Source organism: Natrinema sp. 74, from assembly GCF_046097095.1.
Lineage (GTDB): Archaea > Halobacteriota > Halobacteria > Halobacteriales > Natrialbaceae > Natrinema.
The window spans coordinates 675164-701829 of record NZ_CP175698.1 but is presented as its reverse complement, the minus strand read 5'-3'; the positions used below and the strand labels follow the sequence as shown (position 1 = coordinate 701829).

General features: G+C 65.5%; 28 protein-coding genes. 20 read left to right on the top strand and 8 right to left on the bottom strand.

The window, feature by feature from the left end; translation table 11 throughout:
- Nucleotides 1-193: 193 nt before the first annotated feature.
- From ACJ70B_RS03440 to ACJ70B_RS03430, 3 genes are all read right to left on the bottom strand, one after another.
- Nucleotides 194-1339 carry a pyridoxal phosphate-dependent aminotransferase gene (locus tag ACJ70B_RS03440; protein ID WP_408959020.1) on the bottom strand — a complete coding sequence of 382 codons (1146 nt, stop codon included), beginning with the start codon at nt 1337-1339 and terminating at the stop codon, nt 194-196.
- Nucleotides 1336-1773: a 6,7-dimethyl-8-ribityllumazine synthase gene (gene ribH / locus ACJ70B_RS03435; RefSeq protein ID WP_408959019.1), complete on the bottom strand. Its 438-nt coding sequence runs from the start codon at nt 1771-1773 to the stop codon at nt 1336-1338. The genes ACJ70B_RS03440 and ribH overlap by 4 nt, the downstream gene beginning before the upstream one ends.
- Before the next feature lie 125 nt (nt 1774-1898).
- Nucleotides 1899-2726, bottom strand: a complete 828-nt coding sequence (locus ACJ70B_RS03430) for a DUF4097 family beta strand repeat-containing protein (protein WP_408959018.1) — start codon at nt 2724-2726, stop codon at nt 1899-1901.
- Between the two features lie 154 nt (nt 2727-2880).
- Between ACJ70B_RS03430 and ACJ70B_RS03425 the strand changes: the two genes are divergently transcribed.
- From ACJ70B_RS03425 to ACJ70B_RS03345, 17 genes are all read left to right on the top strand, one after another.
- Nucleotides 2881-4095: a 5-(carboxyamino)imidazole ribonucleotide synthase gene (locus ACJ70B_RS03425; protein ID WP_408959017.1), complete on the top strand. Its 1215-nt coding sequence runs from the start codon at nt 2881-2883 to the stop codon at nt 4093-4095.
- Between the two features lie 79 nt (nt 4096-4174).
- A complete protein-coding gene (locus ACJ70B_RS03420) occupies nt 4175-4810 on the top strand; it encodes an AIR carboxylase family protein (protein ID WP_408959016.1) in 636 nt (211 codons plus the stop codon).
- 291 nt (nt 4811-5101) lie between these two features.
- Nucleotides 5102-5506 carry an NADH-quinone oxidoreductase subunit A gene (locus tag ACJ70B_RS03415; protein ID WP_408959015.1) on the top strand — a complete coding sequence of 135 codons (405 nt, stop codon included), beginning with the start codon at nt 5102-5104 and terminating at the stop codon, nt 5504-5506.
- The gene (locus tag ACJ70B_RS03410) at nt 5503-6210 is read left to right on the top strand and encodes an NADH-quinone oxidoreductase subunit B (protein ID WP_408959014.1); all 708 of its coding nucleotides are present in this window, start codon (nt 5503-5505) and stop codon (nt 6208-6210) included. The genes ACJ70B_RS03415 and ACJ70B_RS03410 overlap by 4 nt, the downstream gene beginning before the upstream one ends.
- Complete coding sequence (locus ACJ70B_RS03405) at nt 6207-7868, top strand: NADH-quinone oxidoreductase subunit D (RefSeq protein ID WP_408959013.1); 1662 nt, start codon at nt 6207-6209, stop codon at nt 7866-7868. The genes ACJ70B_RS03410 and ACJ70B_RS03405 overlap by 4 nt, the downstream gene beginning before the upstream one ends.
- Nucleotide 7869: 1 nt before the next feature.
- Nucleotides 7870-8982: a complex I subunit 1/NuoH family protein gene (locus ACJ70B_RS03400; RefSeq protein WP_408959012.1), complete on the top strand. Its 1113-nt coding sequence runs from the start codon at nt 7870-7872 to the stop codon at nt 8980-8982.
- Nucleotides 8979-9440 carry an NADH-quinone oxidoreductase subunit I gene (locus ACJ70B_RS03395; protein ID WP_006181257.1) on the top strand — a complete coding sequence of 154 codons (462 nt, stop codon included), beginning with the start codon at nt 8979-8981 and terminating at the stop codon, nt 9438-9440. Before ACJ70B_RS03400 ends, ACJ70B_RS03395 begins: the two co-directional genes overlap by 4 nt.
- A 40-nt stretch (nt 9441-9480) precedes the next feature.
- Entirely contained in the window at nt 9481-9753 is a 273-nt protein-coding gene (locus tag ACJ70B_RS03390; protein WP_408959011.1) for an NADH-quinone oxidoreductase subunit J, read from the top strand.
- A complete protein-coding gene (locus ACJ70B_RS03385; protein ID WP_408959010.1) occupies nt 9750-10223 on the top strand; it encodes a hypothetical protein in 474 nt (157 codons plus the stop codon). Before ACJ70B_RS03390 ends, ACJ70B_RS03385 begins: the two co-directional genes overlap by 4 nt.
- Nucleotides 10220-10525, top strand: a complete 306-nt coding sequence (gene nuoK, locus ACJ70B_RS03380; protein WP_049988572.1) for an NADH-quinone oxidoreductase subunit NuoK — start codon at nt 10220-10222, stop codon at nt 10523-10525. The genes ACJ70B_RS03385 and nuoK overlap by 4 nt, the downstream gene beginning before the upstream one ends.
- 1 nt (nt 10526) lies before the next feature.
- Entirely contained in the window at nt 10527-12575 is a 2049-nt protein-coding gene (gene nuoL / locus ACJ70B_RS03375) for an NADH-quinone oxidoreductase subunit L (protein ID WP_408959009.1), read from the top strand.
- Entirely contained in the window at nt 12572-14098 is a 1527-nt protein-coding gene (locus tag ACJ70B_RS03370) for a NuoM family protein (protein WP_408959008.1), read from the top strand. Before nuoL ends, ACJ70B_RS03370 begins: the two co-directional genes overlap by 4 nt.
- A complete protein-coding gene (locus ACJ70B_RS03365; protein WP_408959007.1) occupies nt 14098-15624 on the top strand; it encodes an NADH-quinone oxidoreductase subunit N in 1527 nt (508 codons plus the stop codon). Before ACJ70B_RS03370 ends, ACJ70B_RS03365 begins: the two co-directional genes overlap by 1 nt.
- 46 nt (nt 15625-15670) lie before the next feature.
- The gene (locus ACJ70B_RS03360; RefSeq protein WP_408959006.1) at nt 15671-17170 is read left to right on the top strand and encodes a DHH family phosphoesterase; all 1500 of its coding nucleotides are present in this window, start codon (nt 15671-15673) and stop codon (nt 17168-17170) included.
- Between the two features lie 54 nt (nt 17171-17224).
- Entirely contained in the window at nt 17225-18049 is an 825-nt protein-coding gene (locus ACJ70B_RS03355; RefSeq protein ID WP_408959005.1) for a CBS domain-containing protein, read from the top strand.
- A gap of 112 nt (nt 18050-18161) precedes the next feature.
- Nucleotides 18162-18902, top strand: a complete 741-nt coding sequence (locus tag ACJ70B_RS03350; RefSeq protein WP_408959004.1) for an NAD(P)-binding oxidoreductase — start codon at nt 18162-18164, stop codon at nt 18900-18902.
- Nucleotides 18903-18987: 85 nt separating this feature from the next.
- Complete coding sequence (locus tag ACJ70B_RS03345) at nt 18988-20688, top strand: methylmalonyl-CoA mutase (protein WP_408959003.1); 1701 nt, start codon at nt 18988-18990, stop codon at nt 20686-20688.
- Nucleotides 20689-20729: 41 nt separating this feature from the next.
- Here ACJ70B_RS03345 and ACJ70B_RS03340 read toward each other — a convergent pair whose 3' ends face one another.
- The 3 genes from ACJ70B_RS03340 to ACJ70B_RS03330 form a co-directional block, all read right to left on the bottom strand.
- On the bottom strand, nt 20730-20996 hold the full coding sequence (locus ACJ70B_RS03340) for a hypothetical protein (RefSeq protein WP_408959002.1): 267 nt from the start codon (nt 20994-20996) through the stop codon (nt 20730-20732).
- Between the two features lie 175 nt (nt 20997-21171).
- The gene (locus ACJ70B_RS03335) at nt 21172-21420 is read right to left on the bottom strand and encodes a DUF6684 family protein (RefSeq protein WP_408959001.1); all 249 of its coding nucleotides are present in this window, start codon (nt 21418-21420) and stop codon (nt 21172-21174) included.
- Between the two features lie 62 nt (nt 21421-21482).
- Nucleotides 21483-21872 carry a hypothetical protein gene (locus tag ACJ70B_RS03330; RefSeq protein ID WP_408959000.1) on the bottom strand — a complete coding sequence of 130 codons (390 nt, stop codon included), beginning with the start codon at nt 21870-21872 and terminating at the stop codon, nt 21483-21485.
- Between the two features lie 252 nt (nt 21873-22124).
- On the opposite strand from ACJ70B_RS03330, the gene ACJ70B_RS03325 reads away from it, so the two are divergent.
- Nucleotides 22125-22832, top strand: coding sequence for a DUF2270 domain-containing protein (locus ACJ70B_RS03325; protein ID WP_408958999.1), 708 nt, complete (start codon nt 22125-22127; stop codon nt 22830-22832).
- 24 nt (nt 22833-22856) lie between these two features.
- Here the strand turns inward: ACJ70B_RS03325 and ACJ70B_RS03320 are convergent, their stop codons facing one another.
- Nucleotides 22857-23921, bottom strand: a complete 1065-nt coding sequence (locus ACJ70B_RS03320) for a polyprenyl synthetase family protein (protein ID WP_408958998.1) — start codon at nt 23919-23921, stop codon at nt 22857-22859.
- 138 nt (nt 23922-24059) lie between these two features.
- Between ACJ70B_RS03320 and ACJ70B_RS03315 the strand changes: the two genes are divergently transcribed.
- Nucleotides 24060-25370: a M28 family peptidase gene (locus ACJ70B_RS03315; RefSeq protein WP_408958997.1), complete on the top strand. Its 1311-nt coding sequence runs from the start codon at nt 24060-24062 to the stop codon at nt 25368-25370.
- A 106-nt stretch (nt 25371-25476) separates the two neighbouring features.
- Entirely contained in the window at nt 25477-26286 is an 810-nt protein-coding gene (locus tag ACJ70B_RS03310; protein WP_408958996.1) for an NAD(+)/NADH kinase, read from the top strand.
- Between the two features lie 37 nt (nt 26287-26323).
- On the opposite strand, the gene ACJ70B_RS03305 is transcribed toward ACJ70B_RS03310, so the two are convergent.
- Nucleotides 26324-26572 carry a hypothetical protein gene (locus ACJ70B_RS03305; protein WP_408958995.1) on the bottom strand — a complete coding sequence of 83 codons (249 nt, stop codon included), beginning with the start codon at nt 26570-26572 and terminating at the stop codon, nt 26324-26326.
- Nucleotides 26573-26666 lie beyond the last annotated feature (94 nt).

The following is a 26666-nucleotide window of genomic DNA, read 5'->3' as shown; positions in this document are numbered from 1 at the left end:
GGCTCTCTGTCACTCTTCGGTGCGCCGATGACAGGTCCGACAGAGCACGACCACGGTGTCTATCGTGTGTGTCTTCGACGTGCTCGAGATCGAACGGGTGACAGATGATCGCCGGCCGATTTCGACCGAGTTCCTCGTCTTTACTCCACAGTGGCGATACTCGTGGTCGAAAACAGGACTGCAGGTAGCCGACTTACAGGTACCCTTCTTCAGCCAGCCGCTCGATACCCTCCTCGAGTCGCTCCTCGCTCGCGGCGTAGGAAATTCGTGCGTAGCCGGGCGTGCCGAACGCGCTGCCGGGGACGGTCGCGACGTGGGCGTCTTCGATTGCGCCTTCACACCAGGCCTGATCATCGTCGTCAACCGGGAGCATCATGTAGAACGCGCCCTCCGGCACCGCCACGTCGACGTCGTGCTCGTCGAGCAGGTCGACGACCAGGTCGCGGCGCTCTTCGAAGGCCTCGACCATCTCCGCAACGGCGGCTTCGGTCTCGAGGGCCTCGAGTCCGGCGTGCTGGACGAAGTTGACGGCCGACGACACCGAGTGACTGTGGAGCTTGCCGGCCTGATCGACGAGTTCCTCGGGGCCGGCGAAGTAGCCAAGCCGCCAGCCGGTCATCGAGTAGGCTTTCGAGAAGCCGTTGACGGTGATGGTCCGATCTGCCATCCCCTCGAGCGTGCCCAGACTCGTCGGCGCGACGCCGTAGGTGATCTCCTTGTAGATCTCGTCGGAGATGACGGTGATGTCGTGCTCGACGGCCAGATCGCGGACGCCCTCGAGGGCGGCGTCGGAGTAGACCGCGCCGGTCGGGTTCGACGGCGAGTTGACGATCAGCAGTTCGGTGTCGTCCGAGACGGCGTCGGCGAGATCGTCGAGGGCGGGCTCCAGTTGGAACTCGTGGGAAGAGAGGTCGACGCGGGTCAGGTCGCCGCCGGCCATCTTCACCATCGCTTCGTAGGAGACCCACGCGGGGTCGAGCAGGGCGACCTCGTCGCCGTCCTGAATCAGCACCTGGACGATCTCGTAGAGGGCCTGCTTCGCGCCGGGCGTGACGATGATTTCGTCGGCGGTGTGCTCGAGGCCGTCGTCGGCCAGTTTGTCGGCGATCGCTTCGCGAAGCTCGAGGATGCCGGCGGAGGTGGTGTATCCGGTGTGGCCGGCGTCCATCGCGTCTTGGCCCGCTTCGATGATGTTCTCGGGCGTGGGGAAGTCGGGCTCGCCGACGGAGAGGTCGACGACGTCCGCGCCCTCGGCCTCGAGTTCGGTGGCGAGCGCGGAGATGGCGAGCGTTGCGGACGGTTCGACTCGGGTTACGCGGTCGGTGAATTCCATCGTCATTGTGGATCGGAAGGATTCGTGGGACTGGGGTCGGGGAGTTCGTCGACGAGGTCGAGCGCGCCGTCGACGGCCTTGGCTGCGTTCTCGACGCGCTCGCGCGCTTCGGCGGCGGACATGCCGGGCCCCGTCACGCCGAGGGTCACGGGCGTGTCGCGCTCGAGACTCACGTCGGAGAGTCGCTGGGCAGTGGCGTCGGTGATCACCTGGTCGTGGTCGGTGTCGCCGGTGATGACGGTGCCGACGACGGCGACTGCGTCGACCTCGTCGCGGCGGGCGAGCCGGTCGGCCGCCAGTGGCGCGTCGTAGGCCCCCGGGACGTGGACGGTCTCGTACACCTCGGCACCCGCTGTGGTGGCCGCCTCGAGCGCTTCCTGCTCCATCTGCTCGGTGATCGGTCGGTTGAACTCCGCGACCACCAGTCCGAGCGAGGTCATAGGCGAGCGGTGGGGAGGGCGGGTAAAAGAGGTACCGTTCTCGGGCGACTACGCGCCGACGCACCGCCGCCGGATCGAACCTAAATATATCCGTTGACTGATCACGAAACGCTCGTCTGACGGCGTTACGACGCGTCTTCGCTTTGAACCGTCACGCTCCCGTTCGTCGTCTCGATACGAACCGTCCGCGTTCCGTCGCCGAGTGTCGTCTCGACGTCCCCCTCGCTCGAGACGTCCGAACCGTCGAATCCCGCTATCGACACGTCGCCGTTCGTCGTCGAGACGGTGACCGTCGCGTCGAGCGACGGCGGCGCGCGAACCGTCACGTCCCCGTTGGTGCTGTCGACGGTCAGATCGCCGCCGTCCGCCGCGAGAGTGGCGTCGATGGTGCCGTTTGTCGTCTCCGCACGCACGTCACCGCTGACCTCGGCCGCGTGGATCGTCCCGTTCGTGCTGTCGGCGACGAACCCGCCGTCGACGCCCTCGACATCGATTCGGCCGTTCGTCGTGTCCGCGACCAGTTCGCCCGCCACGTCGCGTACCTCGATGTCTCCGTTGGTCGTCTTCGCACGCGCGAGCCGGATTCCCGCCGGAACCGCGGCCTCGAGGTCCAGCTTGGAATCCGGACCGATGAGGAACGGCGTCTCGTCTCGGTTCGTTTTCACCGTGAGGCGACCGTCGCTCCGGTCGGTCTCCAGGGTCAGCGACTCGAGGGCGTCCTCGGTCGGAGCGGCTTTGCGGCCTCGAATCTCGATTCCGTCTCTCTGCCTTCCCTCGACGGTAACGGAGCCGTTCTCGGCGACCAACGAGAGCGCCTCGAGATCGTCGGTCCCGTAGGTCTTCGTCACGGTCTCCGTCGCCCCCCTTCCGGTCGCGAGACAGCCGGCGAGCGATCCAATCACTCCGAGGCACCCCCCAGTGAGGAGCCGGCGTCGCGAAACGTCGCGTTGCATACACGTGGCTGTGGACGGTCACCGAGTTATAAAGCATCATCCGATTTCCAGGACAGGTGCTCTACACCAAGATTTTTATAGGAAGAGCGGCCGCTCGGCGATCGACCGGGCCGTTTGAGAATTCTTAAGCGCGGGCGACGGCAACCGGCGCGCAATGACGACGTTACGAACGCCGGGACCGACGATCGGCGTCGTCGGCGGAGGACAGCTTGGACGGATGCTCGCCGAGGCGGCCGCGCCGCTGGGCGTCGACGTGATCGTCCTCGACCCGACGACGGACTGTCCGGCCGCGCCGGTGGCCCGCGACCAGCTCGTCGCCGAGTTCGACGATGAAGACGGGATCCGCGACCTCGCCGAGCGGGCGGACGTGCTCACGTTCGAAATCGAGCTCGCAGACCAAGACGTGATGGCGCGCGTCAGCGAGGAGACCGGGACGCCCGTTCACCCGGACCCGTCGACGCTCGAGACCATTCACGACAAACTCGTCCAGAAGCGCGAACTCGAGGACGCCGGCGTTCCGGTGCCGCCGTTTCGCGCGGTCGACGACGCCGACGACATTCGTACAGCGATCGACGACTACGGCGCGCCTGTGATGCTCAAGGCCCGGACCGGCGGCTACGACGGCCGTGGCAACGTCCCCGTCGAGTCGAAAGCCGAGGCCGAAGCCGCCCTCGAGTCGGTCGCCGGCCCCGCGATGGTCGAGTCGTTCGTCGACTTCGAGCGCGAGGTCTCTGTCATCGCGGTCAAGGGCGAGGACGAGATCGCGACCTTCCCGCTCGGGGAAAACGTCCACGAAGAGGAGATCCTCCGGGAGACGATCGTCCCCGCGCGCTCGAGTGAGGCCGTCACCGAGCGCGCTCACGCGGTCGCGCGCGACGTGCTCGAGGTGATGGATGGACGCGGCGTCTACGGGATCGAACTGTTCGAGACGAGCGCGGCGCAAAGCGCCTCGGACGACTCGAGCGGGCAGGGCCCGCGAAAAAGCGAGGGCGAGATTCTACTCAACGAGATCGCACCGCGTCCGCACAACTCCGGCCACTGGACGATCGAGGGGGCGGAGAGCTCCCAGTTCGAACAGCACGCCCGGGCAGTCCTCGGCTGGCCGCTCGGCTCGACCGACCTGCGCTCGCCGACGGTCTCGAAGAACCTGCTCGCCGACGTCGACGAGGAGCGACCCGCGCAACTGGGCGATATCGACGCCATCCTCGAGACGCCCGGCGCGAACCTCCACTGGTACGGCAAGCGCCAGGCCCGGCCCCTGCGGAAAATGGGGCACGTAACGCTCTCGGGCGGCGACGCGGACGCCTCAGTCGACGATCTGCTCGAGACCGCGCGCGACCTCGAGGACGCGGTCACGTTCCGATCGTAACGTCGCTCGATCGCAAGCCGCCCCGGGCTCGCGGCCCGTTTGCCACTGTTTGAAGTCGCTCGCCCGACCACGACCAGACATGAGCGACAGCGTCTCAGACTTGATCGATCGCCTGCACGACGAAGCCGATCAGGACCGCCCGGCCGAGGAAACTCCCGACGTGGGAATTGTGATGGGCAGTGACTCCGACCTCGAGACGATGATGACCGGTGGCAAACGGCGCGGAGCCTACGACGCGTTCGTCGACGAACTCGGCTTCGCCGAACAGACGGACTACGCGAGCGCGCCCGCTGAGCGCTTTACGTTCGAGACCTACGTCACCTCCGCCCATCGCACGCCCGACTTAATGTCGGCGTACGCCGAAACGGCCGAGGATCGCGGCCTCGAAGTGCTCATCGCCGGCGCGGGCGGCAAGTCTGCGGATCTGCCGAACATGACCGCGTCGATCGCGTACCCGCTGCCGGTCATCGGCGTTCCGGTCCAGGAGAAGTCCGTCGACAGCGTTATCGGAATGCCGACCGGCGCACCGCTGGTCGCGGTCGACGCGGGCAAGTCGTTTAACGCCGCATTATCGGCCGCCCAGATCCTCGCTCGACAGCACGACGCGGTCCGCGAGCGACTGGTCGAGTACCACGAGACTCTGCGCGCGGGCGTCGGAAACGTTTCTCGAGAGCTCCACGACGGCGGGACGCCGGCGTTTCGACAGCGCGACTGACGGAACGCAGCGCGAACCGATCAGCTCGCCTCTCTCGTCCGGTGATGGCACGGTCGGTCGAATCCGTTCGCGAGAGAAGCGGTCTCGGTCCCACCCGCGTATCGAGTCGTTTCCGCCTCGAGTAAGATCGTATTTCCGGCCCGGTCACGCTTCAATCGGCTATATATAGTTTAAGGTGATTATTTACGAGGGTCGGCTCAAGCTGAAATCGCGATACGGGACCGCGTGCCCCGGAAAAACGAAGAATCAACCCTTATATGCATGCGGTTTGAAGCTCCGAACGTTACCGAGATGAATGATTGGATCGCCATCGGGGCGCTGGCGCTCGTCGGGGTACTGATACCGTTCAGCATGATGGCGGTATCGTATCTCCTGCGGCCCACCGTGCCCGAAACGAGCAAACGCGCCACCTACGAGAGTGGCGAGATTCCGACCGGCGGCACGCGCATCCGGTTCAACATCCAGTACTACATGGTTGCGCTTCTGTTCGTCGTCTTCGATATCGAGACCGTCCTCTTGTTCCCGTGGGCGGTCGCCTATCAAGATGCGCTCGCCGCTGATATCCCGCTGGTCCGCGCGCTCGGGCCAATGTTGTTGTTCGTCGCCATCCTGCTCGTCGGACTCGCGTGGGCGTGGCGCAAGGGCGCGGTACAGTGGGCACGGACACCCCGCCAGCTGGAGACAGACAGACTATGAGCAGCGATCAACCACGCCAATCGATTCACAGCAGCACCGCACCGTCGACGGACACCCGCGACTCGCGGATCGGCGAGGGTGCCGACGACCGATTCAACTCCAAGCTTCGCGAAGCCTTCGGTTCGACCCCGTTCATTCTCACGAAGTTCGACAAGTTCATGAACTGGGTCCGGGGCAACTCGATGTTCATGCTGCAGTTCGGGATCGCGTGTTGCAGCATCGAGATGATGCACACCTACGCGATCAAACACGACCTCGACCGCTTCGGCGCTGGGGTTCCGCGCGCGTCACCGCGCCAAGCCGACGTGATGATCGTCCCCGGGACGATCGTCTCGAAGTTCGGCCCGCGCATGAAGCGAGTCTACGACCAGATGCCCGAACCCAAGTTCGTCGTCGGGATGGGGTCGTGTACGATCTCCGGCGGCCCCTTCCAGGAGGGATACAACGTCGTCAAGGGTGCCGAAGAGATCATTCCCATCGACATCCACGTCCCCGGCTGCCCGCCGCGGCCGGAGGCGCTCGTCTACGGCATCGCCAAACTCCAAGAGCGGATCCGCAACGGCGAGTCGACCCCCGTCGTCGTCAAACCGTACGAACTCGAGGAGTTCGGCGACCTGCCGAAAGACGAACTCGTCCAGAAACTCGCCGACGATATCGACGAAGATGACCTCGTTATGCGCTACAACTGGGCTGATTCACCATGAGCACGGGACTCGAGCGAGAGCAGCGGCCGCCGATCGAGGTCTCGGAGGACGACCTCGAGGCAATCATCGGTGATCGCGCGCTCGCGCGAGACGATCACCTGAACGCCCCCGGCTTCGTCATCCGACCTGACGACGTGCAGGAGGTGCTCACGGACCTCCGGGACGAGGCCGGATTCGACCACCTTGCTAACCTCACCGCCCAGGAGTATTCGGATCGCTACGAGTCGATCTACCACCTCCGGAAGTACGCCGACCCGACCCAGGGGGTAAGCGTCGTCGTGCCAACGACCACCGACGAGCCGGTCAGTCAGACCGCCGAACCGGTGTTCCGGACCGCCGACTGGCACGAGCGCGAGGCGTTCGACCTCGTCGGCATCGACTACGAGGGTCACCCCGATCCCCGACGGATTCTCCTGCCCGAGACCTGGCAGGGCCATCCGCTCTCGCGGGACTACGATCAGGAGAAACCCCAGATCGTCACCCTCACGGAGCACGCCAATCCGATCCGGCCGGACCACCGCGACGACGAGTCGGACACGATGTTCCTGAACATCGGTCCCCATCATCCGGCGACCCACGGCGTCCTCCACATCGAGACCGTTCTGGATGGCGAGACGGTCGTCGACGTCGACCCCGACATCGGCTACCTGCACCGCTGTGAGGAACAGATGTGCCAGCAGGGGACCTATCGGCATCAGATCATGCCCTACCCGGACCGCTGGGACTACGTCTCGGCCGGACTCTTGAACGAGTGGGCCTACGCGCGAACGGCCGAAGACCTCGCGGATATCGAGGTCCCCGACTACGCGCAGGTCATCCGGACGATGGGCGCAGAGCTCTGCCGGATCGCCTCGCACATGCTCGCACTCGCGACCTTCGCACTGGACGTCTACGGCGACTTCACCGCTATCTTCCAGTATGGCATGCGCGACCGCGAGGTCGTCCAGGACATCCTCGAGGATCTCACCGGCCAGCGGCTCATGTTCAACTACTTCCGGCTGGGCGGGGTCGCCTGGGACCTCCCCGAGCCCCGCGCGGAGTTCATTGAGAAGACGCGGGACTTCCTCGATGGGCTCCCCGCCAAGGTCGACGAGTACCACAATCTGCTCACCAGCAACGAGATCTTCCAGATCCGAACCCACGACACCGGCATCTTAGAGCCCGACGTGGCCAAACAGTACGGCTGTACCGGCCCCGTCGCTCGGGGTTCGGGGATCGACTACGACCTCCGCCGAGACGATCCGTACGGCTACTACGACAACCTCGAGTGGGACGTGGTCACCGAGGACGGCTGTGACAACTACAGCCGCGTCCTCGTACGCATGCAGGAAGTCGAGGAGTCCGCGAAGATCATCGAACAGTGTCTCGACTTGCTCGAGGACTGGCCCGAAGACGAACGAGAGGTACAGGCCAACGTGCCGCGAACGCTGAAGCCGGACGCAGACTCTGAGATCTACCGCGCCGTCGAGGGCGCGAAGGGCGAACTCGGGATCTACATTCGCTCGGACGGGACGGACAAACCCGGCCGATTCAAGATTCGGAGTCCGTGCTTCCACAACCTCGCGGCACTGCCTGAGCTGTCCGAAGGCGAGTACGTGCCGGACCTAATCGCGTCGCTGGGCAGCCTCGACATCGTCCTCGGGGAGGTGGACCGATAGTATGTCCGGGGTACAGACCGCGGCTGCGGTTGCCGCGACGTCGGCGGTACCACTTCAGGATACGGTCTTGCTCCCCGAACGGATCGGTGAGCTGACCGGTCTCGACGGATTCGGGCTCGGCGGCGAACTGCTCGCGGCGTTCATCGCGGCCGCCCTCGTCGGGACACTAATGCTCACGATGACCGGCGTCGCAGGGCCGTGGGCAAAGCGGAAGATCACCGCCGCTTTTACCGACCGAATCGCGGTCAATCGGCTCGGGCCGGCGGGCATCCTCATTATCGTCGCCGACGCCGTCCGACTCCTCTCGAAGGAGTTGGTCGTCCCCGAGAACGCGGATCGACCGGCCTACGACCTTGCACCGATCGTCGTTGCGGGCTCGGCGCTGCTTGGGTTCGCCGTGATCCCGATGGGAAGCGGCATTCAACTCGCCGACCCCGAAGTCGGGCTCGCATACGTCTTTGCGGTCTCGGGCATCGCGAGTCTGGGGCTGGTGATGGCCGGCTACGCATCGTCAAACAAGTACTCGCTGATCGGCGGGCTTCGGGCGGTGGCACAGAACATCGCCTACGAGATCCCGCTCGTCGTCACCGGGATGTCGGTCGTGATCTTCGCCGGTACCTTACAGATGGGCGAGATCGTGGCAGCACAGCACGAGACGCTGGTGGAGATCGCGGGTATCTCGATTCCAACGTGGTACGCGCTGGTCAACCCCTTCGCGTTCGTTCTATTCCTCGTCGCGAACTTCGCGGAGGTCGGGCGCAACCCCTTCGACACGCCGGAGGCACCGACCGAGATCGTCGCGGGGTATCAGACCGAGTACTCCTCGGTCTATTTCGTGCTGATCTATCTCGGAGAGTTCCTCCACATCTTCCTCGGCGGTGCGATCATCGCGACAATTTTCCTCGGCGGCCCAGCCGGTCCGGGGCCGGCGGCACTCGGCATCGTCTGGTTCCTCATCAAGATCTGGGCGGTGTTCCTCGCGACGCAGTGGCTGCGCTCGGCGGTGCCACGCGTTCGTATCGACCAACTGATCGAGATCGGCTGGAAGGGACTGCTCGTCCTCTCCTTTGCCAATCTCATCCTGACCGCAGCGGTTGTGGGGCTGATAGCATGATCGGGATACTCAAATCGATGGCAACGACGATGAAGCATGCGCTAGACGGCTCCACCTTCACGGTGGAGTATCCGGAGACCGCACCCGACGTTTCGCCGCGCTTTCGCGGCGTCCACAAGTTCAGTCAGGAGCGGTGTATCTGGTGTCGGCAGTGTGAAAACGTCTGTCCGAACGACACGATTCAGATCGTCACGAACGATCAGCGACAGGGCGAACAGTACAACCTCCACATCGGACAGTGCATTTACTGCCGGCTCTGCGAGGAGGTCTGTCCCGTCGACGCCATCCTGCTGACGGAGAATTTCGAGTTCACCGCGGACACGAAACACGACTTCGTCTACAACAAAGAGCAGCTGAAAGCAGTACCGTGGTACAAGGATATCGACCCGCTGGCCTCGCGCGAACCAGATCGAGGCGCGTGGGTCGGCGAGGGCGAAGGAGAGGTCGACTACCAGTAACGGGTCCGCCCGTCCCGCAAACGGGCACTATCAACAAACCATGAACTACGAGCTGATCGCGTTCGCGCTGTTCGCGTTCGTCACGCTTTCCAGCGCGGTGGGTGTCGTACTCGTGCAGGACCCGTGGCATTCGGCGCTCCTGCTGGGTGTGGCGCTGCTCAGCGTGGCGGCCCACTACGTGATGCTGGCGGCGGAGTTCGTCGCCATGATGCAGGTTCTCGTCTACGTTGGCGGGGTCCTCGTCCTTATCACGTTCGCCGTAATGCTGACCCAGCGCGACTCCGACGCCGATACAGAGGTGGTACAGGCATGACGACCGGACCGAAACTCCGGCTCGGCAAACCGCTCGTTCCGGGGTTACTCGCCGTCGGATTGTTCGCCGTGATGGCGCTCATCGCGTTGAACACGACGTTCGAGCCGATGACGCAGGCCGCGGGGGCCGGCTTCCCCGACGATATCTCGATTACGGCCGAACTCGGCTACGCGTTGTTCGGCTTCGACGAGTTGCAGACGGTCGGCGGTACCGAACCGTTCCTCGCCGCCGTCTTGCTCGTCGCGGTCGCGCTCGACGCCGCACTCGACGCCGCGCTCGTCCTCGCGAAACGCGAGGAGGGCGGCGAACCCGTCGCCGCACTCTCGTCGACCGGCGAGGCCTCGAGCACCACCGAGGGAGCGGAACCAGCCGTTGCCGACGGCGGTGAGCGGTCTGCGAGCGGATCGCAACCCTCGTCGGAGCGTCGATCCGATGGTGGGAGATCCGAGACAGGAGGTGAGAGCCGATGACCGTCGACGTGCAGTACTACGTGCTGCTGTCGATGGCGCTGTTCTGTATCGGCCTATTCGGTATTCTGACGCGTCGTAACGCACTGTTGTTCCTGATGTCCGTCGAACTGATGTTGAACGCGGCGAACGTCAACCTGATCGCGTTCGCGTTCTATCACGGCAACCTCACGGGCCAACTCTTTGCGCTGTTCACGATGGCGCTGGCCGCCGCCGAGGTGGCCGTCGGACTCGGGATCATCCTGGTGCTGTACCGCAACTTCCGTGACGTCGACGTCACGGTTCCAACGACGATGAGGTGGTAAGATGGCAGCGACAGCAACAGGACCGTTCGGATTTGCACCGGCGATCGCAGTGCTCCCGCTCGTGGCCTTCGCCGTCACGCTGCTGTTCGGGAAACACCTGCCGAAGAAAGGGGCGCTTCCCGGTATCATCGCGACAGCGGGCTCGCTCCTGCTATCGCTCGTGATGTTCGCAAGCGTCGCGGGCGGAAACGCACATCACGCGACGCTGTACGAGTGGACAGCCGGCGCGGCCACCAGCGCGACGAACGCCGAGGGGATCGCCTTCTCGTTCGGCGTGCTGATCGACCCGCTCTCGGCGCTTATGCTGGTAATCGTCTCGCTGGTCGCCCTGCTCGTCCACGTGTTCAGTCTCGGCTACATGAATGCCGAAGGGGAGACCGGGCTGCGGCGGTACTACGCCGAACTCGGCCTCTTTACCTTCAGCATGCTCGCGTTCGTCTTCGCTGATAACCTGCTGATGGCGTTCATGTTTTTCGAGCTCGTCGGGCTGTGTTCGTACCTGCTGATCGGGTTCTGGTTCCGCACGGAATCGGCCCCCTCGGCCGCGAAGAAGGCGTTCCTCGTCACCCGTTTCGGTGACTACTTCTTCCTGGTCGGGGTCGTCGCCATCGCGGCGACGTTCGGCACGGTCGGCTTCGCCGGCGAGGAGTCGTTCGTCACCGCCGCGGAGACGGCAATCGACGACGGCGCGACGCTGTTCGGCTTCGACGCCCAGACGTGGGTGACGATCACCGGGTTGCTCGTGCTGGGCGGAGTGCTTGGCAAGTCCGCGCAGTTCCCGTTCCACACCTGGCTGCCCGACGCGATGGAGGGTCCGACGACCGTCTCCGCGCTCATCCACGCGGCGACAATGGTTGCGGCCGGCGTCTACCTCGTCGCGCGGATGTACGGCTACTACGCGCTTTCCCCGACCGCGCTGGCGATCATCGCCTTCGTCGGCGGCTTCACCGCGCTCTTTGCCGCGACGATGGGCGTCGTCAAAGACGATATCAAGCAGGTGCTGGCATATTCGACGATCAGCCAGTATGGCTACATGATGCTCGGACTCGGCGTCGGCGGCTACGTCGCCGGGGTCTTCCACCTGCTGAACCACGCCTTCTTCAAGGCGCTGCTGTTCCTCGGTGCCGGAGCCGTCATCATCCTCATGCACCACGAACAGGACATGTGGGAGATGGGTGGCTTAAAGGAGAAGGCACCGATCACCTACTACACGTTCCTCGCCGGCGCGCTCGCGCTCGCGGGGATCGTCCCCTTCTCGGGCTTTTGGTCGAAAGACGAGGTGCTGTTCGACGCGCTCGCGGTCGGTTTGGAGCAGCCCGTGATCCTCGCGGCCTACGCGATGGGTCTCGTGGCGGTGTTCTTCACCGGCTTCTACACCTTCCGGATGGTCTTCCTGACCTTCCACGGCGAGCCCCGCTCGGAGACGGCCGAGGACCCCGAGTCGATCGGCTGGGCCATCAAGGTCCCGCTGCTCGCACTGGGCGTCCTCGCGACCGTCACCGGCCTCGCGAACATGGCTCCCGTCGCCGAACTGCTCCACCTCGATATCACCTGGCTCGAGTTCTGGCTCGATGGCGAGTACGGCCACGTCGAGGGACTGACCTACCACGCCTACCACGAGACGGTCGCCTTCGAGGAAGGTATGCTCGGCTCCGAGACGACCACCATGCTCGTGAGCGCGGGCCTCTCGCTTGGGCTGGCACTGGCCGGTGCGTTCGCGGCCCACACGCTGTACAACGTACCCGAGCCCGAACGGCATACGCGCAAGCTCGGCGGTGCGTACCGCGTCCTGAAGAGCAACTACTACCAGGACGAGTATCAGGTCTGGCTCGCCCGCGGCGTTACGCTCCCGGTGGCTCGAGCCGCCGACCGGTTTGATCAGACGGTCATCGACGGGATCGTCAACGGCACGTCGACGATCAGTCTCTTTGGTAGCGACTGGATGAAACGACTGCAGACAGGTATCGTGACTAACTACGCGGCGTTGCTGGTCGCCGGGTTTATCGGCTTACTGCTGATCCTCGGCGCTCTCGGAGGGTGGTTCGTATGATGATCGAAGCATTGATCGCGGTGACTCTGGTGGGCGCGCTGGTAACGTTCGTCGCGCCGAATCGTATCGCTGGCAAACTGGCCTTTGCGATCAGTCTCGTCCCGGCTGCGCTGTCGCTATGGCTGTTTAGCGCCTTCGACGGCAGCGGGAACGCCTTGCTCAATGGCGACCTCGCGTTCGAGTCGCAGACGGCGTGGCTCGAGGTTGGCGGATATACGATCTCGTGGTTCGTCGGCTTAGACGGGATCAGCCTACCGCTCGTCATTCTGACGACGATCCTCTGTACACTGGCGATCGTCAGCTCGTGGACGCCGATCGACGAGCGAGAATCGCAGTTCTACGGCCTGATCCTGTTCATCGAGGCGATGCTGATCGGCGTCTTCTCGGCGCTTGATTTCTTCCTGTGGTTCGTCTTCTGGGAGGCGGTCTTGATCCCGATGTACCTGCTGATCGGGATCTGGGGCGGTCCGCGCCGGAAGTACGCCGCGATCAAGTTCTTCGTCTACACGAACGTGGCGTCGCTGGTGATGTTTGGTTCCTTTATCGCGCTGGTTTTCGGGCTCGATGTCTCGTCCTTTGCACTGCCCGAGATCGCGACGGCGATGCTCGAGGGCGGCCCCGATGGTTTCGCCGGTCTTAGCGGATCGACGCTCGCTTCGGTGGTGTTTATCGGGATGTTCCTCGGCTTCGCGGTGAAGGTGCCCGTGGTGCCGTTTCACACGTGGCTGCCGGACGCCCACGTCGAGGCCCCGACGCCGGCGTCCGTGTTGCTGGCCGGCGTCCTGCTGAAGATGGGGACCTACGCCCTGCTGCGGTTTAACTTCACGATGTTCCCCGAGCAGGTCGAGACCTACGCGGTGCCGATCGCGGCGATCGCCGTTATCAGCGTCATCTACGGCGCGATGTTGGCGCTTGCCCAGACGGACCTCAAACGGATCGTCGCCTACTCGTCGGTCTCGTCGATGGGCTACGTTATCCTCGGCTTGGTCGCCTACACCCAGTTCGGGGTCGGCGGTGCGACGTTCCAGATGGTCTCCCATGGCCTCATCTCGGGGCTGATGTTCATGGCCGTCGGCGTCATCTACAACGCCACCCACACCCGGATGGTCACCGACATGTCCGGGCTGGCAGACCGGATGCCGATCGCGGTCGGCGTCTTGATCGCCGGCGCGTTCGGCTACATGGGGCTGCCACTGATGTCCGGTTTCGCCGCCGAGTACTTCATCTTCTTCGGCGCGTTCGGCTCCGATCTGCTCGCGTACTCGCCGCTGTTTACGGCGCTTGCGATGTTCGGCATCGTCCTCGTCGCCGGCTACCTTCTGTTCGCGCTCCAGCGGACGGTCTTTGGCCCGTATCGACTCGAGACCGACTACGAAGTGGGCCGCGCGCCCGTCCACGACGTGGCGTCGATGATCGTCCTGCTAGGACTGATTATCGCGCTCGGCGTGGCCCCCGATCTGATCTTCAACATGATAACTGACGCGATCGATCCGATTATTCACGGACAGGGAGGTGGGCTCTGATGGCGGTCGTGCAACTCCCCGAGTGGACGGCGCTCGCACCGGCCCTGATCCTGGCAGGGACGGCGATCGTCCTGTTCCTGCTAGACAGCAGTAGTCCGCGCTCGACGAACCGTCCGCTGCTCGCCGGCACCGCCGTCGTCGGTTCGCTGGCCTCGCTGGCCGTCGCCGTCTGGTTCACCGCCGCCGGCGTCGGCGCGACGGGGATCGAGAACTACGGCGTCATCGATCTCATGGGCGGTCAGTTCATCGTCGACCGGCTAGCGCTGTACTTCATGATCATCATCGCGACTGTCACCGCGCTTGTCGCGGTCGCGAGCTACGACTACCTGCGGGATCACTCCTACCAGGCCGAGTACTACTCGCTGATGATCCTCGCTGCGACCGGGATGTCGATGATGGCGGCCTCGAACAGCCTCGTGACGATCTTCATCGCCCTCGAGCTGACGAGCCTGCCGTCGTACGCGCTGGTCGCGATCCTAAAGGACAACCGCGGCAGCGTCGAAGCGGGCCTGAAATACTTCCTGATCGGCGCGCTGTCCTCGGCGATCTTCGTCTACGGCGTCTCGTTGGTCTACGGCGCGACCGGCTCGTTGCGACTCCCGGACATCGCGACGGGACTGCAAAACGCCGGCGAGATGGGTGGCCTGCTCGGACTGGGCATCCTGATGCTGATCGGCGGGATCGCGTTCAAGACCGCGAGCGTGCCGTTTCACTTCTGGGCCCCGGAGGCCTACGAGGGTGCGCCCGCGCCAATCTCGGCGTTCCTCTCCTCGGCCTCAAAGGCCGCCGGCTTCGTGCTCGCGTTCCGCGTGTTCACGACGGCGTTCCCGATCGAGGCGACGACCGACGTCATCGGCGTCGAGTGGACGTGGGCGTTCGTGATCCTCGCGCTCGTCACGATGACGGTCGGCAACTTCGCGGCGGCGACCCAGGAGAACGTCAAGCGGATGCTTGCCTACTCCTCGATCGGCCACGCCGGCTACGTGCTGATCGGGCTCGCGGCCCTCTCTACCGAGGCCAGCGAGCTCGTCATGGGTGCGGCCATGATGCACCTGCTCGTCTACGGCTTCATGAACACGGGCGCGTTCCTGTTCGTCGGCCTGGCCGAGTACTGGGGCGTCGGCCCCCGGTTCGAGGACTACAACGGCCTCGCGAAGCAGGCACCCGTCGCCTGCGCCGCGATGGCCGTCTTCATGTTCAGCCTTGCGGGTATTCCGCTGTTCGGCGGCTTCTGGAGCAAGTATCTTCTCTACACCGCGACGCTCAAAGCGGCCGCGGACAACGCGGTCTTGCTCGTCCTCGCCGGCGCGCTCGTCGTCAACAGCGCGCTGTCGCTGTACTACTACTCGCGGCTGGTCAAAGCGCTCTGGATCGAGGACCCGATTCTCGACCGAGACCGGCTCGCCCAGCCGATCGGGCTCTACGCGGCGGTCGTCGTCGCTGCGGTGATCACGGTCCTCATCCTGCCGGCGTTCGGTCTGATCGAAGACGCCGCGATCGAGGCGGCCACCGCGGTCGTCGCTTGAGAGAGACCCGGTAGCTTTTACCCGTCGCGGTCGCAAGCCGCGATAAATGGTTTTCTGGCTCGTGCTCGGCTGTGGGACCATTTGCCGGCAGGTCACCGAGCGGCTGTCCGGGCGCGACGGCGGGCGAGTGCTCGCCATCACCGACGATGAGAGCGTCGTCGAGACGCTGCGCGACGAGAGCATCCCGGCTCGACGCGCCGATCCCGCCGATCCGGCGGCCATTGCGACCGTCGATACGCCGGACGTGGTCTTCGTCGCCGGCGACCGCACCGACGTCAATCGAGCCGCGCTCGAGGCCGCCAGAGATCGGTTTCCCGACGCGTCGATCGTGGCTTACACGGGCGGCAACGCGACCGCGGCCGATCGCGAGCGGTTTGACGACCTCGCCGACCGCCTCATCGACCCGTCGCTGGCCATCGCCAATCGGGTGCTCGAGGACGCCGCGAGCCCGTCGGCCGAGGCCGCCATCGAACTCCGGGGGCTGCTGTCCTCGATCGACGGGCGGCTCGCGGTCGTGGCCCACGACAATCCGGACCCGGACGCCATCGCCAGCGCGGTGGCGCTGGTCGACGTCGCCGAATCGGTCGGGATCGACGCCGACGCCTGTTACTTCGGCGACATCTCCCACCAGGAGAACCGGGCGATGGTCAACCTGCTCGATCTCGACCTGCGCAACGTGGATCACGACGAGTCGCTCGAGGAGTACGCGGCGTTCGCGCTCGTCGATCACTCGCGACCCGGCGTCAACGACCAATTGCCCGAGGACCTCTGCCCAGACATCGTCATCGACCACCACCCGCCCCGGGGGCCGGTCCCCGGTGAGTTCGTCGACCTTCGTCAGGGAGTCGGCGCGACCAGCACCGTCCTGACCGAGTACGTCGATCGGTTCGATCTCGCGTTCGATCCGTCGACGGCGACGGCGCTTTTGTACGGCATTCGAGTCGATACGAGCGACTTCACGCGAGAGGTCTCGCCCACCGACTTCCGGGCCGCGTCGCGCCTGTATCCCCACGTCGATACGTCGCTCTTGCGCCAGATCGAACAGCCCTCGCTCGAGGGCGACACCCTCGAGACGATCGCGCGCGCGATCAAGAATCGCGACCAGCGCGACTCGGTCGCCGTCGCCAGCGTTGGCCGGATCAGTGACCGCGACGCGTTGCCGCAGGCGGCAGACCAGTTACTCGCGATGGAGGGCGTCGAGACGACGCTCGTCTTCGGGTTCGACGACAAGATGGTGTTTCTGTCTGCCCGTTCGCGAGCGGCGGACGTCGACCTCGGCGAGACGCTCCGAGACGCGTTCGATCAGATCGGCAGCGCCGGCGGCCACGCCGACATGGCCGGCGCGCAACTCGAGATCGGTGTTCTCGGCAGCGCCGACACCGAGGCGGAGATCGAGTCGATCATCAGCGTCGTCGAGGAGGTCATCATGGACCGGTTCTACGAGGCACTCGAGACGCGGCCGGGCGTTCCGGTCGGGGCGTACACGCAGACTAGCGAATGGCTGTTCACCCAGCGCGGCGAGGGCGACGACGGCGAGTCCGCCTGAATCGGGGTCGACGCCATAACAGTATTTTTGCGCGCGGCTCTCGTTCGGTGCGATATGGAGGTCGTGTCGGACCGGACGAAGCCCCGAGTCAAAGACTACATGACACGCGACGTAGCGACGGTGTCGCCCGACGAGACCGTCGACGAGGTCGCGACGCGGATCGACGAGAGCGAGGAGCACAGCGGCTTTCCCGTCTGCGACCGCCGCCGCGTCGAGGGGTTCGTTAGCGCCCGCGACCTGTTGCTCGCCGACGACGGCGATCCGATTTTCAAGGTCATGGCGACCGATCTACTGGTCGCCCACCCCGACATGAAAGTAAACGACGCCGCCCGGGTCATCCTTCGGTCGGGCATCCAGAAGCTCCCCGTCGTCGACGACGCGGGCAACCTCGTAGGGATCATCTCCAACGCCGACGTTATTCGCAGTCAGATCGAGCGCGCGACCCCCGAGAAGGTCGGGAAGCTGATGCGGACCTTAGAGCAGATCCACGAGATCGAGCTATCCGAAGAACGGCGCACGATCGCCCTCGCCGAGCTCACCCCCACGCAGGGACGGGTCTACGCCGACGAACTCGAGGGGCGGCGCTACGAACTCGAGCGGGGGCTGGCCGAACCCCTGGTGGTCATCGATAACGACGGGACGCTCCTGTTAGCTGACGGCCACCACCGCGTGCTTGCGGCCGATCGGCTCGGGATCGACGAGATGGACGCCTACGTCATCGTGGTCGACCACGAGATCGATCTCGGGATGGCCCGCACGGCGGAGAAGGAGGACTTAGAGCGGATCGACGATATCGACATCGTCGACTACGCGCGCCATCCGCTGGTGCAGACGACGAAGCGACTCCAGTCCGACGAAGCGGGCACCGAAACGGAGTGAGCGCCCCGTTTCGGGCCCCGCCTGCGACGCCGTCGCACGTTCTCCGCGAATGGACGGTCAGCGCCGTCGACCGCTGGAGAGGGTTTTCCGTCTCCGCGCGGTACCTCGCTCGATGGCTGGATCACGCACACCCGACCGCGTCCTCATCGCCGGTGCGAGCGGCGCGACCGGACAGGAACTCCTCTCCGTCCTGCGGCCGACCGACCTCGCCGTCCGCGCGACGACGCGGTCGTACGCGAACGTCGACACGCTCGAGCGCCACGGGGCGGACGAGGTGCTGGTGGCCGACTTCTTCGAATCGGCCGACGCCGTCGCGGCGGTCGAGGATTGTGACATCGTCTGCTGTGCGCTCGGTACACCACCGAGCTTCCGCCACGTGACCGGCGGGAAACTGGTCGACCGGACCGGCGTCGTCAACCTCGTGACCGCCGCGGTGGCCGAGGAGGTCTCTCATTTCGTCTTCGAGAGCGCGATCGGCGTCGGGAACTCGAAGGCGGGGATGCCGTTCCCGGCTCGGCTCGTGGTTCGGGGCTCGCTGTCGGCGAAACGCGACGCCGAGACGGCGCTGCGACGGTCCGGGCTACAGTATACGATCGTCCGGCCGGGACGGCTCACGAACGAACCGCCGACCGGCGAAGTCGTCGTCGGTGAGGGCGGCGACTCCGTCTCGGGGTCGATTCCACGAGCCGACGTCGCCCGTGTCATGGCCGCCGCGCCGTTTACCCCCGACGCCCGCAACCGAACGCTCGAGGTTGTCAGCCGCGACGGGCTGTCAGGAACCCCGACAAACGTCGTCTCCGTCGATTGGGCCGACGATCGACTCACGGCCGCGGGCGAACGCCGCCGACTCTGACCACCACACGCCCGACGGGCGGCTGGTTCTCACTGCGGTCGATTGCGCCCGAACCTTCATTGCGTTGTCGGCAAATATTACGACCATGTACGACGAGGACGATCTCGAGGAGATTCGCGACGCCGGCGAGCGGTGGGAGGCCGAAACGCTCGATTCGGTCCTCGAGAGCCACGGCGAACGACGGGAGCGGTTCGCGACGGTGTCGAACCACGAGGTCGATCGCCTGTATACTCCCGACGACATCGCCGATCTGGACTACCTCGAGGATCTCGGCTTTCCGGGCGAGGAGCCCTACACCCGCGGGCCGTATCCGACGATGTATCGCGGGCGGACCTGGACCATGCGCCAGTTTGCCGGCTTTGGCACCGCCGAGGAGACCAACGACCGGTTTCACTACCTGATCGACGAGGGCCAGACTGGCCTCTCGGTGGCCTTCGACATGCCGTCGCTGATGGGTCTGGACTCGGACGACCCAATGAGCGAGGGCGAAATCGGGAAAGAGGGCGTCGCGGTCGATACGCTCCGAGACATGGAGATCCTCTTCGATGGGATAGATCTCGCCGAGATTTCGACCTCGTTCACGATCAATCCGTCCGCGCCGGTGATCTACGCGATGTACGTCGCGCTGGCCGACCGGCGCGGCGTCGCTCGCGGGACCCTTCGTGGGACCCTCCAGAACGACATGTTCAAGGAGTTCATCGCACAGAAGGAGTGGGTGATTCCGCCCGAACCCTCGCTTTCCCTCGTCACCGACGTCGTCGAGTTCAGCACCGCCGAGACTCCGAAATTCCACCCGATTTCGGTTTCGGGCTACCACATCCGGGAAGCCGGTTCGACGGCGGTACAGGAACTGGCGTTCACCCTCGCGGACGGCTTCGGCTACGTCGAGGACGCCGTCGAGCGAGGGCTCGCGGTCGATGACTTCGCGCCGCGGCTCTCGTTTTTCTTCAACTGTCACAACTCCTTTTTCGAGGAGATCGCGAAGTTCCGGGCGGCCCGTCGGATCTACGCGCGCGTAATGGACGACTGGTACGACGCCGAAGCCGACGAGTCCAAGCGCCTGAAGTTCCACACGCAGACGGCCGGCCAGTCGCTGACGGCCCAGCAGCCGCTGAACAACGTCGTCCGAGTGACGATTCAGGCGCTGGCCGGCGTCCTCGGCGGCACGCAGTCGTTACACACGAACAGCTTCGACGAGGCGCTGGCCCTGCCCGGCGAGAAGGCCGTCCGCGTCGCCCTGCGAACCCAGCAGATCATCGCCGAGGAGTCCGGCGCGGCCGACATTGTCGACCCGATGGGCGGCTCCTTCGCCGTCGAGGCGCTCACTGACGAGATCGAGCAGCGCGCGATGCGATACATCGAAGAAATCCGCGAACTGGGCGACGGCTCCGTCCGCGATGGCATCCTCCGCGGAATCGAGGAGGGCTACTTCCTCCGGGAGATTCAGGAGGCCTCCTACGAATACCAGGAGCGCGTCGAGCGCGGCGAGGAGGTCGTCGTCGGCGTCAACGAGTACACCTTAGCTGAGGACACCAGCCCCGAGGTCCTCCGGATCGACGAGACCACGGCCGAGCGGCAACTCGAGCGCCTCGAGTCGGTGAAAGAAGAGCGGGACGACGGGGCCGTGGAGGCGGCGCTCGAGGCACTGGGCGAGGCCTGCGAGCGCGACGAGAATGCGATGCCGTACATCGTGGACGCGGTGAAAGCCTACGCGACGATGGGCGAGATCATGAGCGTCTTCGAGGACCAGTACGGGGCCTACAGCGAGGAGATCGGGTTGGCCTGAGAAGACGAGAGCTCCACTTGTGCGGCCGCGGAGAACGCCGATCAGACAGCGTCCTCGTCGAACTGCGAGGCGGCCTCGACGACGAGCACGGCGGTCGCCAGCGCGGTTCCCATGGCGACGGCACCGTAGACGGCCAGCGTGAGCGGCGAAATGGGTACAACGACCGTGAGGAGCACGATCTCGGTGACGCCCAGCTGATCCGGCAGGGTCGCGCCAAGCACCGCGCCGAAGGCCGCCGTCGCGGCGATCAGCGCGAGGCCCAGGCTCGCGACGACGCCCCGGCCGGCAATCCGACGATCGTCCGACACGAGTCGCGGTACGTCGTCGCGGAAGTAGGTTTTTGCGCCCGGCCGATGAGAGCGCGCACATGGAAGAGAAGGAATTGTTCTTGCTCTTGCTGGTCGGCATCGCAGCACTGATGGCGGTGACCGGGTTGGTGCTCATCGTCAACTGAGCCCACCGGTGTCGGCGCTCAGACGACAGTCAGGTTTCGGGCGGCTCCCCTCGCGTGCGATCGTCCGTCTCGATCAGCCTGGCCGCGACGTAAGTCACGGTCGCCAACAGAATCATCGTCGTCACGAGGATGGTGAACTGGACCGTCGACTGGAGGAGGTCGAACCCCCACGGATTGAACAGCGCGAAGACGGCGACGAAAAAGCCGATGATCAGGAACGGGATCAGGTTGACTGCGAGGTCGAGCGCGATCTCCGTATCAAAGGCACGTCGGCTCATGGGGTGCTCTGTGGTGTCTGTTGTCTCTGTTTCGACGGCGGTTCCGGTTCCGTTTCGCGTTCCTATCTCTGCCGCAGTCGCAGGAGACCGGCCGCAGACGCGGTTGCGACGCCGGCCCCGACGAGTGCGACACCGCGACTCGTCAGTCCCGAGAGGGGCTCGAGGAGGCCGATCGGAACCGTTCCAGTGCCGTGGACGACCAGCACCGCACCGACGATCGCGAAGGCGACGCCGAGTCTGGCCGCGAGCGCGACAGGTCGATCGACGTAGTCGGCGTCCGCGAGGATGCCGGCGACGCTCGCGGCGAAGACGACGAGGCCGGCGACGGCGACGGGGAGGAACCCCACGACGAGTCCGACTTCCGAACCGGCGAGGCCAAGGGCCACGAGGAGCGGCCACGGCCGCGCGCCGTCCGTCCGCTCGGCCCCGACCTGCCTCGAGTGGTCGGCCATGGTCAACGTTCCACGTCGAGGGTGTAGTATCTGGCCCTACCGGCCGGGTCTCGTTACAGTCGCGGCGTCGTGACGGATCAGATCGCTCCTCGACCGTCACAGACGGAAAGGTCATCGTCGTACCGCGACTACGAGTGGTATGGTATCAAGAGAGTACTCGTCCGTCCGCCCCGGCGTTCTCCCCGAGCGTGGCGCGTTCGCCGGCCTCACCGTCGATCGTCCGCCGTCTCTCTCGAGCGCCGGAGGCGACCGATGACGGAACCGAACCCCGATGACTTCGATTCGACCGCTCCCGACGAGCGAAACGTCGCCACCGTCGCGGCGACCGACCGCGAGGAGTTCCTCTCGTTGCTCCCTCACTACTACCGCGGCGAAATGTCGCAGTCGGGAAACCTCCTCTCCCGACTCGACCTCACGACCGACTGGGCCATCGTCGCGGTCACGGCCGTTCTCGCGCTCGCGTTCCAGGGCAGCGACGTCTCCGCGTACCTGCTACTGATCGGTATCGTCGGCGTCTCGTTGTTCCTCCTGTTCGACGTCCGCCGGTACCGGGCGTACGACGCGAGCCGGGCCCGGATCCGCCTCCTGGAGGAGAACCTGTTCGCGAACGCCCTCGAGCCGAGCGACGCGCCCCTCGAGGCGTGGCGGGCCGAACTCGGCGAGGACCTGCGGACGCCGACGTTCAAGGTTTCCTACTGGGAAGCCGCTTCGCGGCGATTACGGCGCATCTACTACCCGCTCTATCTGTTGCTCGGGGTCGCGTGGCTCTTCCGAATCACGCTGTACGCACCGGGAGAGCCGTGGACGAAGACCGCGTCGGTACCCGGCGTCTCAGGAACGGCCGTCGTGGCCGTCGTGGCCGTGTTCTTCCTCGCAGCGACCGTCGTCACCGTCTGGCCGCGTGGACGGGAGGCGAAAGGCGAGTTCCACGGGGAGAAATCGGGGCACTGGAAGGAGTGACCTGACTTACAGCGCGCGATCGCACTACTCGTCGCGCTCGATGACGAACTCCGTGAACTCCTCGAGTTTTCGGCTCGTCTCGGCGTCGAACTCGAGTCCCTCGATCGCCGCGCGCGCTTCGGCCGCCAGTTCGAGCGCGCGTTCGCGGGCGTACTCGACGCTGCCAGCGTTCTCGAGGATCTCGAGGGCTTCGAGGATCTCATCGTCGGTATTGTCGTCGGCCCCCAGAATGGCCTGCAGCCGGCGGGCGCGCTCTGGCTCGCTCTCGCCGATGGCGTGGATGACCATGAGCGTCGTCTTGCCTTCGCGGATGTCGTTGCCGAACTCCTTGCCGAACTCGCCGGCGCGGCCAAGAGAGTGTTCGACGTCGAGAATGTCGTCGCCGATCTGGAAGGCGACCGCCGTCAGTTCGGCGTACTCGGCGATGGCTTGCTCGATCTCGGAGGGCTGATCGGTGAGTATCGCGGCGAGCCGAGCGACGATTCGGCCGAGACAGCCGGTCTTGCACGCACACATCTCGAGGTACTCCTCGATGTCGACTCGGACCTCGCGTTCGTTGTGCCAGCAGATGTCCATCCCCTGGCCGAGGTGAGTCCGGTTGAGTTCGTGCATGAGCATCTCGTAGGCGGCCAGTCGTCGGTCGGCCGGGAGGTCGGCCGGGTCCTGCGTGATGATTTTCAACGGCAGAAAGTACATCGCGTTGCCGGCGTTGAGTGCAATATCACGGCCATGAATGCGGTGCAGCGCCGGCTCGCCGCGCCGAATCGCGGCACCGTCCTCGACATCGTCGACGATGATCGTTCCGTTGTGGAGGATCTCTGGAATACAGGCGTAGGGAAGGTACTCGGCCGGATCCTCGCCGAACCCTTCGACGAAGACGAGAAAGAGGATCGCGCGCCACCGTTTGCCGCCGCGATCGAGCAGGTCCCACAGCGGCGTCGACAGCGCGCGCTGGACGCCCTCGGGATCGTACTCGTAGGTGGGGGAGCCGAAAAACGACTCGAGGTAGTCGGCGTCGATCTCGCGTGGGACCAGGTCGGCGATCGCCTCGTCGACGGCCGGCCGCCAGTCGGCAAGCGTCTCCCGCATACCCGCACCGAGAGGGAGCGGCGTAAAAAAGATTCGCAGTTGGACCTATCAGCGACGGCCAACGACGCTCCACCGGCACGCCCGTCTTGACTTCGCGCGAGCGATACAGTTACACGGTCGTGTCCCGACGCCTCATCCATGTCCGACTGGATCGGCTCGATTTTCGAGAGCGACGCCGGCTGGGACCACCTCGAGGCGCTGGTCGACGTGGGGAACCGCATGGCCGGCAGCGAGGGCGAACGCGAAGCCGCCGAACTGACCCGCGACGCGCTGGCCGAGGCCGGGGCGCGAAACGCCCGCCTCGAGTCCTTTGACATACAGGGCTGGACGCGCGGCGACAGCGCGATCACGGCCGGCGAAACGACGCAGGACTGCATCGCGCTCCCGCGTAGCCCCGACGAGCGCGTCGTCGCGCCGCTGGTCGACCTCGGCTACGGCCTCCCCGCTGACTTCGAGGAAACGGACGTCGAGGACGCGATCGTCATGGTCCGCAGCGACGTGCCGGGCTACTACGACCGCTATCTTCACCGCCGCGAGAAATATTACCACGCCATCGAGCACGGGGCGGTGGGGTTCGTCTACCGCAACCACGTTGAGGGCTGTCTCCCGCCGACCGGCAGTGTCGGCTGGAAGGACGAACCAATCGGCCCGATTCCGGCCGTCGGCGTCTCGAGCGAGGTCGGCGCGCGGCTGGGTCGCCGGTTCGACGGCGAGTCGATCACGCTCTCCGTCGAGGCCGATAGCCATCCCGCCGAGAGCCAGAACGTCCGCGCCGAGATCGGCCCTGACACCGACGAGCGACTCCTCGTGACGAGCCACGTCGACGCCCACGACATCGCGGAGGGTGCGATGGACAACGGCGCGGGGACCGCGATGGTGGTCGAGATCGCGAACGCGCTGGCCAAGCGGGAAGCCGACCTCGAGACCCGCGTCGAGTTTGTCGCCTTCGGCGCGGAAGAGGTCGGCCTCCTCGGCTCTATGCGCTATGCTGACGCGGCCGATCACGACGCGATCAAAGCGGTGATCAACAGCGACGGCGTCGTCCGCGATCGAACGCTCTCGATCATCACGCACGGGTTCGACGCGCTTGCCGAGACCGCAGACGAAGTCGCGGACCGGTACGATCACCCGATCGGGACGGTGCCGAAAGTCGGTCCCCACAGCGACCACTGGTCGTTCGTCGAGTCCGGCGTGCCGGGCTGTCACGTCAAGTCGATCTCCGACGGCGAGGGCCGCGGCTGGGGCCACACCTTCGCCGACACGATCGAGAAACTCGAGCCCCGAAACCTGCGCGAACAGGCGATCCTCCTGACCGCGTACGTCGTCGCGCTCGCCCGCGAGAACGTGACGGTCGAACCCCGCGAACCGGCGGCCATCGCGGCCGACCTCGAGGAACAGGGGCTCGCGGAAGGCATGAAGGCCACAGGCGACTGGCCCTACGACGACTAAGCCGGCATGATTCGGCGAGGCGGCCGGCAGCGGACGGATCGATCGCCGGCTCCCGGTTGCGACCGACAACCGTACGCTTTTGAGCGGGCCGTGTGAACTTGCGGCCATGGATACCGCGTGGCACGCGGGCGAGGACCCCGTCGTCGGCGTCATCGACCGCGAGGGAACGCCGAACGACGCCGACGAGACCGACGCTCACCTCGAGATCGATGCCCTCGAGTCGGCGTTTGCCGGCGACGCGACGATCACGGGCGTCGATCTCGAGGACGCCCTCACGGCCGACCCGTCGTTGCTGGTCGCGGCCGGCGAGGCGACCCTGTCAGCGGCCGCTCGCGCCGGCGTCGACGTCCCCGTTCTCCCGGTTGGCTCGATCGCCGGCATCGAGTCGGTCGACCCCGATCGGGTCCCCGACGCGCTCGCGGCGGTGCTCGAGGACCGCGCCGTTCGACGCACGCATCCCGTTCTGAACGTCGATCTCGAGTGCGCGTCCGAATCGGACGGGCTCGAGAGCAGCGAACGCGCGCTGTACGACGTGACGCTCGTCACCGACGAACCGGCTCGCATCTCAGAGTACGGCGTCCACAGCCGCGGGGAGACCGTCGCGACCTTTCGTGCCGACGGCGTCGTCGCCGCGACGCCGGCCGGCAGCCACGGCTATGCGAGCACCGTCGACGCGCCCCATCTCTCGGGCGCTGTCGACGCGGTCGCAGTCGCGCCGATCGGCCCGTTCGTCACCCAAACTCGGCGATGGGTGCTGCCGGACGACGGACTGTCGGTGACGGTCGAACGCGACGAAAGCGACGTGGCACTCGTCGTCGACGACCGCTCGGTCGGCACGGTCACGGTCGGGTCTCGGGTTCACGTCTCGGCGGTCGATACGCTCGAGACGGTCTCCGTGCCGGCCGAGCGACTGTAGAACGGCGACGGAAAGTCAGGCGACGGGCGAGCCTCGCTCAGCTATTGTACGGCTCCTCGTCTCGGTGGTTGTCCGGGTTCGTGTTCTCGAGGGCTTCGTTTTCCCGATCGTCTGATTTGTGTTCGATGTCCTGACGACGCTGCTCCTCGTCCTGTCGCTCTCGCGCCGCTTTCTCTTCTTCGGTGAGTTCCTCTTCGTCTTGCTCTTCGTTCGGATCGGTCGCTTCGTGCTCGAGCTGGACGTCTCGCCCGTGTTCGTCCTTGGTGTTCTGGTGGTCGTCGGACATAGTGATCCCGAACGGGGATACCCGCGAGTCGCGAAAAGGCATTGGGCTTGCGAAGGTCGGCGTGGCGCGCCCTCGAGGCTCGATCCGTTGGCCG

Bases quoted from the DNA above. Each gene is read 5' to 3' on its own strand.
- ACJ70B_RS03440 (WP_408959020.1), bottom strand. From the start codon at position 1,339: ATGACGATGGAATTCACCGACCGCGTAACCCGAGTCGAACCGTCCGCA.
- ribH (WP_408959019.1), bottom strand. From the start codon at position 1,773: ATGACCTCGCTCGGACTGGTGGTCGCGGAGTTCAACCGACCGATCACC.
- ACJ70B_RS03430 (WP_408959018.1), bottom strand. From the start codon at position 2,726: ATGCAACGCGACGTTTCGCGACGCCGGCTCCTCACTGGGGGGTGCCTC.
- ACJ70B_RS03425 (WP_408959017.1), top strand. From the start codon at position 2,881: ATGACGACGTTACGAACGCCGGGACCGACGATCGGCGTCGTCGGCGGA.
- ACJ70B_RS03420 (WP_408959016.1), top strand. From the start codon at position 4,175: ATGAGCGACAGCGTCTCAGACTTGATCGATCGCCTGCACGACGAAGCC.
- ACJ70B_RS03415 (WP_408959015.1), top strand. From the start codon at position 5,102: ATGAATGATTGGATCGCCATCGGGGCGCTGGCGCTCGTCGGGGTACTG.
- ACJ70B_RS03410 (WP_408959014.1), top strand. From the start codon at position 5,503: ATGAGCAGCGATCAACCACGCCAATCGATTCACAGCAGCACCGCACCG.
- ACJ70B_RS03405 (WP_408959013.1), top strand. From the start codon at position 6,207: ATGAGCACGGGACTCGAGCGAGAGCAGCGGCCGCCGATCGAGGTCTCG.
- ACJ70B_RS03400 (WP_408959012.1), top strand. From the start codon at position 7,870: ATGTCCGGGGTACAGACCGCGGCTGCGGTTGCCGCGACGTCGGCGGTA.
- ACJ70B_RS03395 (WP_006181257.1), top strand. From the start codon at position 8,979: ATGATCGGGATACTCAAATCGATGGCAACGACGATGAAGCATGCGCTA.
- ACJ70B_RS03390 (WP_408959011.1), top strand. From the start codon at position 9,481: ATGAACTACGAGCTGATCGCGTTCGCGCTGTTCGCGTTCGTCACGCTT.
- ACJ70B_RS03385 (WP_408959010.1), top strand. From the start codon at position 9,750: ATGACGACCGGACCGAAACTCCGGCTCGGCAAACCGCTCGTTCCGGGG.
- nuoK (WP_049988572.1), top strand. From the start codon at position 10,220: ATGACCGTCGACGTGCAGTACTACGTGCTGCTGTCGATGGCGCTGTTC.
- nuoL (WP_408959009.1), top strand. From the start codon at position 10,527: ATGGCAGCGACAGCAACAGGACCGTTCGGATTTGCACCGGCGATCGCA.
- ACJ70B_RS03370 (WP_408959008.1), top strand. From the start codon at position 12,572: ATGATGATCGAAGCATTGATCGCGGTGACTCTGGTGGGCGCGCTGGTA.
- ACJ70B_RS03365 (WP_408959007.1), top strand. From the start codon at position 14,098: ATGGCGGTCGTGCAACTCCCCGAGTGGACGGCGCTCGCACCGGCCCTG.
- ACJ70B_RS03360 (WP_408959006.1), top strand. From the start codon at position 15,671: ATGGTTTTCTGGCTCGTGCTCGGCTGTGGGACCATTTGCCGGCAGGTC.
- ACJ70B_RS03355 (WP_408959005.1), top strand. From the start codon at position 17,225: ATGGAGGTCGTGTCGGACCGGACGAAGCCCCGAGTCAAAGACTACATG.
- ACJ70B_RS03350 (WP_408959004.1), top strand. From the start codon at position 18,162: ATGGCTGGATCACGCACACCCGACCGCGTCCTCATCGCCGGTGCGAGC.
- ACJ70B_RS03345 (WP_408959003.1), top strand. From the start codon at position 18,988: ATGTACGACGAGGACGATCTCGAGGAGATTCGCGACGCCGGCGAGCGG.
- ACJ70B_RS03335 (WP_408959001.1), bottom strand. From the start codon at position 21,420: ATGAGCCGACGTGCCTTTGATACGGAGATCGCGCTCGACCTCGCAGTC.
- ACJ70B_RS03330 (WP_408959000.1), bottom strand. From the start codon at position 21,872: ATGGCCGACCACTCGAGGCAGGTCGGGGCCGAGCGGACGGACGGCGCG.
- ACJ70B_RS03325 (WP_408958999.1), top strand. From the start codon at position 22,125: ATGACGGAACCGAACCCCGATGACTTCGATTCGACCGCTCCCGACGAG.
- ACJ70B_RS03320 (WP_408958998.1), bottom strand. From the start codon at position 23,921: ATGCGGGAGACGCTTGCCGACTGGCGGCCGGCCGTCGACGAGGCGATC.
- ACJ70B_RS03315 (WP_408958997.1), top strand. From the start codon at position 24,060: ATGTCCGACTGGATCGGCTCGATTTTCGAGAGCGACGCCGGCTGGGAC.
- ACJ70B_RS03310 (WP_408958996.1), top strand. From the start codon at position 25,477: ATGGATACCGCGTGGCACGCGGGCGAGGACCCCGTCGTCGGCGTCATC.
- ACJ70B_RS03305 (WP_408958995.1), bottom strand. From the start codon at position 26,572: ATGTCCGACGACCACCAGAACACCAAGGACGAACACGGGCGAGACGTC.